The sequence below is a fragment of the uncultured Bacteroides sp. genome, from assembly GCF_905207245.1.
In the GTDB taxonomy this organism is placed as follows: Bacteria; Bacteroidota; Bacteroidia; order Bacteroidales; family Bacteroidaceae; genus Bacteroides.
In genome coordinates, this window is the sequence record NZ_CAJLKP010000068.1 from 21,518 (window position 1) to 32,558 (window position 11,041).

An 11,041-nucleotide genomic window follows, 5' to 3' on the forward strand; every position below is an offset into this window, starting at 1 on the left:
ACTTTATTCTACTTTAAAGTGAATTTAAAAATGCAACCAGTGCGTCACGGTCTTCTTTACTCATCTTCCTGAAGAGGTTCTTTGACGCTTCTCCCTCTCCGCCATGCCACATAATGGCTTCCACCAAATTGCGGGCGCGCCCATCATGCAAGAAATAAGTATGTCCGTTCACCTTCTCCTGCAAGCCTATTCCCCAGAGAGGAGTGGTGCGCCATTCGTTTCCACGAGCCAGTCCGCTGACATAGTTATCATTCAAGCCAACGTCCATAATTTCAGACCCCATATCGTGCAATAGAAAATCAGAATATGGATGAATAGTCTGGCTACCCAACCATGGCAACTGTGTTCCATTCAGCAAAACCGTGCCGCGTGATTTCGTATGAAGTGTAGTGACATGGCAAAGGTGACACTTGGCTTTATAAAAATTCTGTTCTCCCTTTACTACTTGCTCATCATTTACATGACGTCGTGCCGGGACACCAAGGCTCTGCATATAAAGATCTACATCCTCCATATCTTCGGTACTAATATCCAACTGAGCATAAGAAAGTCCCATCATGCTACCCTGGTTTACTTGCGCCTGTCCCTCACAGATTTCCTCCGGATAGCGACTGTTGGTTACACCCATATCGCTGGAGAAACCCAATTCCACCGTCAGGTCAGCATGTTGCGCCTTGTTACCCGACAAGCCCAGGCTTCTCACGCCTCGCTCCATGATGTAGTTGCAACGCCCACTGATGCCATATTCCGGATAATTACTTTTGGCAGCCAATGCCTCGATCTCTGTCGGGTCAAGCGCCATCATTTGTCCCATCCCTACATGTCGCAACGGAATACGTACCGTGCAGAACATATCTTCCGGCTTAATACTGTCAGCATACCACTCGGATATGGAATAGGAAGGTTTGCACAATTCATATTCTTCGCCATCCGGGAAGCTGAAAGTCTCGTACGAATACTCCACAGCAAGTTTTCCTTCCGCCTTTACGCCGTAAATGGCCTGGTCGTGCAATACACGCCCGTAGTCCTGAAAGAATGCACCATTCTTCCGGCTAATATAAACCAACATAGAAGAGAAGCCATAACTTCCCGAACCTCCCTCACTCCACAATGTCGGTTTTGTGCGGCCGGCATTACGGTGACAACTGCCACAAGAGTAGCCCGCATAGACAGGACCAAGACCTCCTCCCGTTCCATTGCCACTGGTACGCATATCATCATAAAGTTTATCACCTAAATTAAATCGATTGTTATACGAACCGGATATCCAACTGGCAGGTGAATCATAAGCCTTGGACGAATTCATAAAAATAGTTGATGTACCGGCCGAAAGAGCATACCCATCAGGAATTTCAATGTCCAGCACATCAATGCCATCTTCATCACAAGCTGCAAATGCCAATAAGCAAAAAAGAGAAAGTGAATATTTTATCAAATAATTCTTCATTATCAGCTATATCTTAAAACAATATATTCAAACATGCCAAAGAAGTAAAAGGGGAATTGCTGTAATTCCACTTTTACTTCCCTATTTATAGAGAGAATAATATCTCTTATTTCACAGTGCGCGCTTTGCCGTCTTTAAAAAGCAGGAACTCCAGAGTATGGAAACCACGTACATTCTGTGCAGATTCTACTTTAGCGTCATCATCTCCTTCTGTCCATTCCAGATTGCTCCAGTTCTGGGAGTTCAGAATTTGTACAATAGCATTCTGATCCAAAGGCCAGCTATCCATGTTAGGGTCAAGTCCCATACTGTCTACCGGACCAAACAAGAAGGCCTCACTCTCTTCCCATGGCTCACGTGCCGTAATCCATGCGGTACAAGCTGCTTCAAAATTAGCGTTGGTAGGATTATTGGCAAGAGTTACAATGGCATTATACAGGGCGTCATTCTTTTCTTTCAGATTTTTATAAGTAGGCAATACCACTACATCTACATAGTTCTGCACGATTGGCTCGAGCACGGCATCCGTATTAATACTGTTATTATCTCTGATGTATGGTTTCAGTTCATTGTCCAGAACTGTCTCCAATGCTTCACACGCATCCATGGCAACCACTGTTTCACTGCTGTTAATATTGTTACGGAAAGGTTGGTCAATATCCTGAATAGCAGTTGCCGCTGCATTGATAGCGGCAATCACTTTCGTATTCAATGCTGCATTGTTATCGGCTATCAATTTGGAAATAGAATTGCTGCTCACTGTCCCTGTTGTAGAACCATAGTAAGCATTGCGGATAGAATAGATATTATTCGTATAGTCGTCACGTGAGTGCCAGCTATACCAGGATTCTACCGCATACAAAGCCTCCTTCGTATTACCTGCCACATACTTGCTGTACGGGTCACCTATTTTAGTTTCACCCACTTCGTTGGCAATCTCTACACAGCCGTCGATAATCTGCTCTATGCAGTTCCATGCGCTGGTATAATCGGAAATGCTATGTGCTTTAAAAGAAGAGGCATAACTTGCTCCACCATTATAACTTGTATTCCAGGCATCATAAAGACTGGTTGCATCCGTTCTTAATAAAGCTGCAACATTTCTCATGTAGTTGTGCCAACTGTCTGCGTTCTCCGCAGTGTAGTCAATGTCTTCCGGTGCTACCACATCATCATCATCACTGTCACAAGCAGTCATCGTAAATGACAGCCCTAATACCAAAGCTGCCACATAAAAAAAGTTCTTTTTCATTTGCATAATAATAATTGATTTATGTTCTCTTATTTCTTAACGAACCAACCGATAGAAGCGATACCGATAGAAAATTCGTTTTCACTGTTATACTTGCCTGTTCCAAACACCTTGCCTGTTCCGATCTGGCGTGTAGAGTAGTCGGCCTTCACCACTAAATTTGGCAAAGCATACCAATTCAAACCGGCTGTCCACATACTTACCTGGCAACGTTTTTCCATAATCTGACCGGTTTCTCCTTTTTCCTGCGGGTTATAGTATTCATAACGGGCAAAAGGATAAATCACCGGAACCTTCTTATTATTCTTAAAGAAAGCACTTATGTTCAATCCCGCCTCTGCCGCATAGCTCACCGCATTCTTGGCCACCGGCACCACCCGGCTATATTGAGATTTGTTGGAGAGCTTGATATTCACCTGACTCACTCCGGTAGAGTTTCCCAGATTTCCATATACCACATTACCACGGGCTATCACATATTTATTGCGGTACTGCGCATCTGCCGTAAAGATTCTCAGCGGAATTTTGCCTACCGAAGAATAGGTGTCCGGCTTATCGGAGTTGCTACCCGCATCCGCACAATAATAGAACGACGCACCTACACGCAAGCCCGGAACTCCTTTATAATCCAAACGAGCCACATAAGCGGGTGAAGTGAGATTATCTTCTTCAAAAATTCCTTGTTTGCCACTGGCAACCCATGTATTACGGTCGAATCCATTCGGATTCAACCCTGCAACAATCATTGCCTGATAATCGAAACTGGCATATCCCTTTCCGAACGAACCGAAAAGTTCAAGGCCATTCTCATGCCAGGTAGAAGGTAGAATTGTAGTTTCACCTTCCGGTCTTGAGGTTCCAAAGAAGTTTATAGGCTCATGATGAGAGTTTGTCAGACCTACGGGTACAATAAGATGCCCGGCACGTACATTGAAAGCCGGAGTTATCAGACGGGTAATGTGAAACTGCTCAATGGCAACCTCCCCCCCTTTTTCTATTTCGGTTTCATATTCGCCGTTTTCGGAATTCTCCAATTCATAAGCCGTACCTACGCCACCGGCCTCAAACTCAATTTCCGCACCAAGTATCCACTTAGAATTGAACTTGTAGTCAAAAGCCAGCACAAAACGGGGAATGGAAATTGTATTCCGGTTTTTCTTGGGATTACCTTCACTATGACCATAGAAGCGGTTGTTGCCATAATCTTTGAAATTGGCAACCATCTCTCCGTAACCGCCAAAACGGAATTTCTTGTAGCCGTCGTCCTCAGTAGGTACCTTCTTATTCTCTTCCGTAGAAGTCACCTCATCAGGCTCACCAGCCTGTAAAGCATTGGCTGATAGCAAAAAGCATAAAACGAATAAGCCAGTTAATTTTCTCATTTTTTATCTTAATTTTGTTGGCGCAAAGTTAGAGGGAGTTAAAAGCTCGGGCAATACCCAAATGTGAGTATTGTACCATTAAAAATAATAACATATAGGTATTTAAATGAACACTATTTCCTTTTGTTCTTTTTTACAAAGAAGTAATTAACCAAAAAGACAATAGCGAATATTACAGCAATCCAGACCAAACTGATAAAAATCAGATAACGGTTGTAAACGTACTCGCCTTCCTCAGGAGTACGGCTAAAAACACAAGAGAGGCAGTTGCAAAGAGAATTATCCGCATTATGCGCGAAATAAGAATGAAGCAGAAAGGATATGCTACCTATAAAAAGAATAAGAATAGCCAGTATTCCCCATCTCTTACAATTGGAAGAGCGACTGACATTTTTTCCACGACGAGTTATTTTTACCATATAGTAGTTTAAATCATTAATAATGCGCGCAAAGTTGCATGCTTTCAGTGACCTTGGCAATACCCAATAATTGTGATTTTTATAAAAATATAACAAAAAACCATCATTAATGGGTATTTCAGGAAACGCGGATTCTCCCCTACTTTGCAGTTGGAAAATGAAAGCTTATGCAATACCCTAAAGATGACATACAAAAAGAAATTCTGAAAGCTGCCGAGAAGGTATTCCTCGAAAACGGCTTTCCGAAGGCTTCCATGCGTGAAATTGCGCAAGAAGCACAGGTAGGATTGAGCAATATCTATAACTATTTCAAAAGTAAGGATGATATTTTCTGTACGGTGGTACGGCCTGTGATCAGTGCATTCGAAAGAATGCTGCACGAACATCACGGTCGTTATGGAGCGGATATCATGGAAATGTATTCCACCGAATACCTACGATATGTGATAGAAGAGTACATGACATTGATACAAAAGCATCGCAAATTGTTGGTATTGCTATTTTTCCATGCACAGGGTTCTTCACTGGAAAACTTCAAGGAGAACTTCACCGAACGCTCCACATCACTTGTGAAAGAGTACTTCAGAGATATGAAAGAGAAACATCCGCAAATGAATATCAACGTAACCGACTTTTCCATCCACTTGCACACGGCATGGATGTTCACCATGTTTGAGGAATTAATCATGCACCGGGTCGGGATAGAAGATTTGGAACAGATAGTCACAGAATACATCACATTCGAAGTAACCGGTTGGAGAGAGCTTATGAAAATATAAGCTCTCTCTTTTTTTGAATGAATCTGAATATTGTTCGTTATTGAGCGTTGAGGTGAAGAGGGCTATTAGGTAAGGTTAACCAGGATGAGTATATGACTGAGTATATCATCATCCGTATTGATGATAGGCATCATTGGCATTGATGATAGGCATCATTGGCATTGATGGTAGGAATCATTGGCATTGATGGTAGGAATCATTGGCATTGATGGTAGGAATCATTGGCATTGATTGTATAGTCAGTATAGGAGTCATCACAGATTAACAGTAGGCACAGGCTATTACTCTTTATCCCTTAGCCCTGCAAAGAGTGAATGCCTGCCCCAAAAGAGAAAACTCACACTAAACAAAATTATAAATTATGAAAGAGAAACAGAAAAAGAAAAAAGGAATCGCCCGCCTGTTTGAGATTGCAGGCGAGCGGAAAGGCTTGCTGATCCTGGCCGGAGTTCTTTCGGCAGGCAGCGCTACGTGCATGCTGGTTCCCTACTGGTCGGTATACCGCGTATTGCAGGAATTGCTGCATCACGCCAGTGATTTAGGGAAAGTGGACAGCGGAGTACTGGTATATTGGGGGTGGTTCGCCTTCTTCGGACTGATTGGAGGACTATTGCTACTTTATGCGGCACTGATGGCCTCGCATGTAGCTGCTTTCCGTATCCTGTACGGATTGCGTATCAAGCTATCGGAACACATCGGACGCCTGTCGTTGGGATACCTGAACGGTACGTCTACCGGAAGTATCAAGAAGATTATGGAACAGAATGTAGAGAAGATAGAGAACTTCATTGCCCATACCATCCCCGACCTGGTGAATGTATTGGCTACGGTGACACTGATGTTCGTCATCTTCTTCTCCCTGAACGGCTGGATGGCTGCGGTCTGCCTATTCTGTATCGCATTGAGTATAGGATTACAGTTTGCCAACTTCTTCGGGAAAAAGGCACAGGAGTTTACTAAAATCTACTTTGATACACAGGAACGAATGAGCGCCTCAGCCGTACAATATGTACGCGGCATGCCGGTCGTGAAAATCTTCGGGCAGAGCGTCCGGTCGTTCCGCCGCTTCAATAGTGAGATTGAGGCGTATAAGGAATATGCACTGAAAGTATGCGATACATACGAACCCGGTATGGTGGTCTTCACCATATTGCTGAACTCGCTCATTACATTTATCCTGCCGATAGGCCTGCTATTACTGAGTCATGAGCCACAAAATCTGGCATTAGCCGCTGTCTATCTATTCTTCATTATCATGGGCCCCGGAGTAGCCTCGCCTATTTATAAACTGATGTTCCTCGGGTCGGGCACACGGGAAATAGACGAGGGCGTGGAACGTATTGACCGTATCTTCTCCGAGCCGCCCGTACCGGAAGCGCAAACGCCGCAAGTACCCGCCGGGTATGATATCGAATTCCGCAAGGTTAGTTTCGCTTATGAGAATAAAGCGGAGACCACCCGTACCGAAGCCCTGCGCGACATCACCTTCACAGCACACCAAGGTGAAATTACGGCACTCGTAGGCCCCTCGGGTTCGGGGAAGTCTACGGTTGCCAATCTGATTCCCCGTTTCTGGGATGTAACGGAAGGTGAAATACGGATCGGAGGAGTCGACATCAAAGATATTCCCACTGAAAAGTTGATGGACATTGTTTCCTTTGTTTTCCAGGATAGCTTTCTTTTCTTTGATACCCTCTATGAGAATATCCGGGTAGGAAACTCCAGTGCGGGACGCGAGGAAGTGATAGCTGCCGCAAAAGCCGCACAGTGCCATGAGTTTATAGAAAGCCTTCCGCAAGGTTACGAAACCCGCATCGGAGATGAGGGCGTCTACCTTTCCGGTGGCGAGTCGCAACGTGTCTGTGTGGCAAGGGCCATCCTGAAGAACGCCCCTATCCTGGTGCTGGACGAGGCCACCGCCTTTGCCGACCCTGAAAATGAATATAAGATGCAGCAGGCTTTGCAACATCTGATCCAGAATAAGACGGTTATCATCATTGCACACCGTCTCTCGTCCATCATTTCGGCACAGCAAATCATCGTACTGAACGAAGGAAAGCTCGCGCAGCATGGGCGGCACGAGGTATTGAGTAAAACGGAAGGATTATATAAGAATATGTGGGACGCTTATACGGACGCGTTCCACTGGGAACTAAACAGTAAGAAGGAGGTAAAAGAATGAATGCAATAGAAAATATTACGATAGGGCACACCGAACGCCTTCGCAAACCTGTGGGCTACACGATGCTTGCCAACCTGGTAAATATTGTCCCGTTCTGCCTGTCCATCGAAGCGATCAACGTGATATTCCGTGCTTTCGATGGTAGCGGAATGCCACTGGACACTCAACGGCTCTGGACTATTTTTATCCTGCTTGTAGTGTATGTACTCGTCATGGCGTTGGCCGAAAGGGCTTCCTACCGCGCCAATTTCCGGGGGGCCTATGAAATGAGTGCCGCAGGACGTGTCAGCCTGGCAGAGCATTTGCGGAAACTCTCATTGGGGTTCCTGTCACGCCGCGATCCGGGTGATCTTTCGTCCATGCTGATAACGGACTTCACGATGGCGGAAACCGGTATTTCGCACCATCTGCCCCAATTGATGGGTGCGCTGGTGATGCCTGTACTCGCTTTCGCGGGATTGCTGTGGATAGACTGGCGAATGGCCGTTGCCATGTTTATAGCCCTTCCGCTTGCTGTGGGAATATTACTGGGCAGCACTTACCTGCAATACAAACTGAGCGGCAAACAGATTGCTGCCAAAATCAATGCAGGCAATCGCCTGGAAGAGTACTTGCAGGGAATACGGGTAATGAAAGCATATAATCTGCTGGGCGACAAGTTTGTCCGTCTGAAGAATGCCTTTGCCGAACTGCGTCGTGCCTGTATCCGCCAGGAAGCATTGCTCGGTCCGTTCATACTGCTTTCTGTAACGCTGATACGGGCAGGTCTGACGTTGATGATACTTTGTGGAACGTACTTATTGATAGGAGGAGATTTATCCTTGCTCACGTTCGTTATGTTCCTCGTTGTCGGTTCCCGCGTCTTCGATCCGCTGACTTCGGCACTGACCAACTTTGCAGAATTCCGATATTTCTCCATTGCCGGAGGGCGTATCCTGACGCTGATGAACGAACCGGAAATGCAAGGAAGTAAAGAAGCCCCGGAAAGCGGTGATATCACTTTCTATCACGTATCATTCGGCTATCAGAAAAAACAGGTGCTACATGATGTATCGGTAACACTACGTAAGAATACACTCACCGCTCTGGTAGGTCCTTCGGGCAGTGGAAAAAGCACCATGCTGAAATTATGCGCACGTTTTTACGATCCGCAACAGGGGCAGGTTTTATTTAATGGAGTAGATATGAAAACCCTGGAACCGGAATCATTGATGAGTCATATCTCAATGGTATTCCAGGATGTGTATCTGTTTCAGGATACCATTCGCAACAATATCCGTTTCGGCAAAACCGACGCCGCGGACGAAGAAATAGAAGCGGCGGCCCGCAAAGCATGTTGCCACGATTTTATCATGCGATTGCCCAAAGGTTATGATACGCAGGTCGGTGAAGGCGGTTGTACCTTGTCCGGTGGAGAGAAGCAGCGCATTTCCATCGCACGTGCTATATTGAAAGAAGCTCCCGTAGTGCTTCTGGATGAAGCAACGGCTTCACTCGATCCGGAAAATGAAGTGGAAGTACAGCGTGCCATCAATACACTGATTACAGGACGTACGGTAATCGTGATTGCCCATCGCCTGAAGACGATCAAGAATGCAGATAACATCATAGTATTGGAGGAAGGACGCATTGCTGAACAAGGTAAGCATCAGGAACTACTCGATAATAAGGGGCTATACGCCAAGCTATGGAATATACAGGAAAAGACATTGGGGTGGAAGTTGTAAATTTCAAAGACCACTCAAGAAAATCCTACTAAAATAATAATTCGCCCCTACAAATTAATCACGATATGATTAACTTGTAGGGGCGGGAATTATCCATCCGAATATACTTCAGAATTTATTAATCATTTATGATAATTGGAACATCTTCAAGTCATCTTCCACATCACTGATGGTACCTATCTGAAAAGTATCTACCAAGACTTTTGCCACATTGGGCGACAGGAAGGCAGGTAGCGTAGGTCCTAAATGGATTTTCTTCACACCCAGACTCAACAGAGCCAGCAGTACGATAACAGCTTTCTGCTCGTACCAGGCAATGTTATACACAATCGGGAGTTCGTTGATATCATTCAGTTCGAACACTTCTTTCAGCTTCATTGCAATGACTGCCAGTGAATAGCTGTCGTTGCACTGTCCTGCATCCAGTACACGTGGAATGCCGTTGATATCTCCCAGAGGCAACTTATTGTAACGATACTTGGCACAACCTGCTGTCAGGATGACTGTATCTTTAGGCAGCGCTTTGGCGAATTCGGTATAATAATCACGGCTCTTCATACGCCCGTCGCAACCTGCCATAACCACAAAGCGACGAATAGCACCGCTCTTCACGGCATCTACCACTTTATCTGCCAGTTGCAACACCTGATTATGGGCAAAACCACCGATGATTTCTCCATGTTCTATTTCCGTAGGCGGCTGGCATTGCTTGGCTATCTCGATAATTTCGGAGAAGTCTTTTCTGCCTTCGGCATCTGCCTGAATGTACTTGCAGCCGGGATATCCGGTGGAATTTGTTGTAAACATACGTTCTTTATATTCAGCATTTGCCAACGGGGGGACGATACAGTTTGTTGTAAACAGGATAGGCCCATTGAAGGTGGTGAACTCTTCACGCTGCTTCCACCAGGCATTTCCATAGTTGCCTACGAAGTGGGAATACTTCTTGAAAGCAGGATAATAGTGAGCAGGAAGCATTTCGCTATGTGTGTACACGTCGACTCCCGTACCTTCGGTTTGCTTCAATAGTTCTTCCATATCTTTCAGGTCGTGGCCGCTTATCAGGATACCCGGACGCTTCCCTACTCCGATATTTACTTTTGTCATTTCCGGATTTCCATAGCGTTCGGTATTCGCTTTATCCAGTAAAGCCATAGTCTTCACACCGTATTCTCCGGTCTGGAGCACCATCTTCACCCACTCGCCTGCCGGAAGTGATTTTGTGGCAGTGGCAGCCAAAGCATGTTGCATAAAAGTATGGATAGAAGCATCGTCATATCCCAAACGCATGGCATGTTCCAGATATGCCGCCATACCTTTCAGACCATAGGTCATCAATTCTTTCAGGGAACGCAGGTCTATGTCGGGGTCACGCAACACACCCACGCTTTCCGCCTTGGAAGCATACTCATCACGTCCGCCCTGCCATTGCAATTCGTCGATTTCAGGCAAGGAAATACCTTTTTCTTTGGCTTCTTCTATTAAACGGTTACGCAATGCCATACCTTTATCCACCCTGTTCAGAATGCTTTCATCATCGAAGTTGGCATTTGTAATGGTACAGAATAAGGCATCCACAACAAAACGGTTCACTTCGGCAGCTACAGAATGTCCGGCGTTACGGAATTCATCGGTAACGACTGATATTCCACGTACCACGAACATCAGCAAATCCATTGCCTTTGCTGTATGACTTTCTTTTCCACACACACCTTTCAGGATACAACCGGTGCCTTTCATTGTCTCCTGGCACTGGTAACAAAACATTTTAGCTTCCATCATCTTATTCTTTTTATTTAGTTATGAATCAGCTACGAGCTACAAGCTACAAGTGCCTTTCGGAACATAGCGCA

At 45.3% G+C, this 11,041-nt stretch carries 7 protein-coding genes; 3 read left to right on the plus strand and 4 right to left on the minus strand.

From position 1 onward, the window contains the following. Nucleotides 1-13: 13 nt before the first annotated feature. The 3 genes from QZ135_RS18175 to QZ135_RS18185 all read right to left on the minus strand — a co-directional run bounded on the left by QZ135_RS18175 (nt 14) and on the right by QZ135_RS18185 (nt 4,081). Entirely contained in the window at nt 14-1,447 is a 1,434-nt protein-coding gene (locus QZ135_RS18175) for a di-heme oxidoredictase family protein (protein ID WP_294612508.1), read from the minus strand. Nucleotides 1,448-1,553: 106 nt separating this feature from the next. Continuing rightward, nucleotides 1,554-2,699 carry an imelysin family protein gene (locus tag QZ135_RS18180; RefSeq protein ID WP_294612511.1) on the minus strand — a complete coding sequence of 382 codons (1,146 nt, stop codon included), beginning with the start codon at nt 2,697-2,699 and terminating at the stop codon, nt 1,554-1,556. Nucleotides 2,700-2,728: 29 nt separating this feature from the next. Then, the gene (locus QZ135_RS18185) at nt 2,729-4,081 is read right to left on the minus strand and encodes a hypothetical protein (protein WP_294612514.1); all 1,353 of its coding nucleotides are present in this window, start codon (nt 4,079-4,081) and stop codon (nt 2,729-2,731) included. A 586-nt stretch (nt 4,082-4,667) separates the two neighbouring features. Here QZ135_RS18185 and QZ135_RS18190 point away from each other — a divergent pair. The 3 genes from QZ135_RS18190 to QZ135_RS18200 all read left to right on the plus strand — a co-directional run bounded on the left by QZ135_RS18190 (nt 4,668) and on the right by QZ135_RS18200 (nt 9,188). Next, nucleotides 4,668-5,279, plus strand: coding sequence for a TetR/AcrR family transcriptional regulator (locus QZ135_RS18190; RefSeq protein WP_044155328.1), 612 nt, complete (start codon nt 4,668-4,670; stop codon nt 5,277-5,279). A 361-nt stretch (nt 5,280-5,640) separates the two neighbouring features. Then, the gene (locus QZ135_RS18195; protein ID WP_294612517.1) at nt 5,641-7,461 is read left to right on the plus strand and encodes an ABC transporter ATP-binding protein; all 1,821 of its coding nucleotides are present in this window, start codon (nt 5,641-5,643) and stop codon (nt 7,459-7,461) included. Further along, nucleotides 7,458-9,188, plus strand: coding sequence for an ABC transporter ATP-binding protein (locus QZ135_RS18200; protein WP_294612520.1), 1,731 nt, complete (start codon nt 7,458-7,460; stop codon nt 9,186-9,188). The genes QZ135_RS18195 and QZ135_RS18200 overlap by 4 nt, the downstream gene beginning before the upstream one ends. Before the next feature lie 126 nt (nt 9,189-9,314). On the opposite strand, the gene hcp is transcribed toward QZ135_RS18200, so the two are convergent. Next, on the minus strand, nt 9,315-10,967 hold the full coding sequence (gene hcp / locus QZ135_RS18205) for a hydroxylamine reductase (RefSeq protein WP_294612529.1): 1,653 nt from the start codon (nt 10,965-10,967) through the stop codon (nt 9,315-9,317). Between the last annotated feature and the right edge of the window lie 74 nt (nt 10,968-11,041).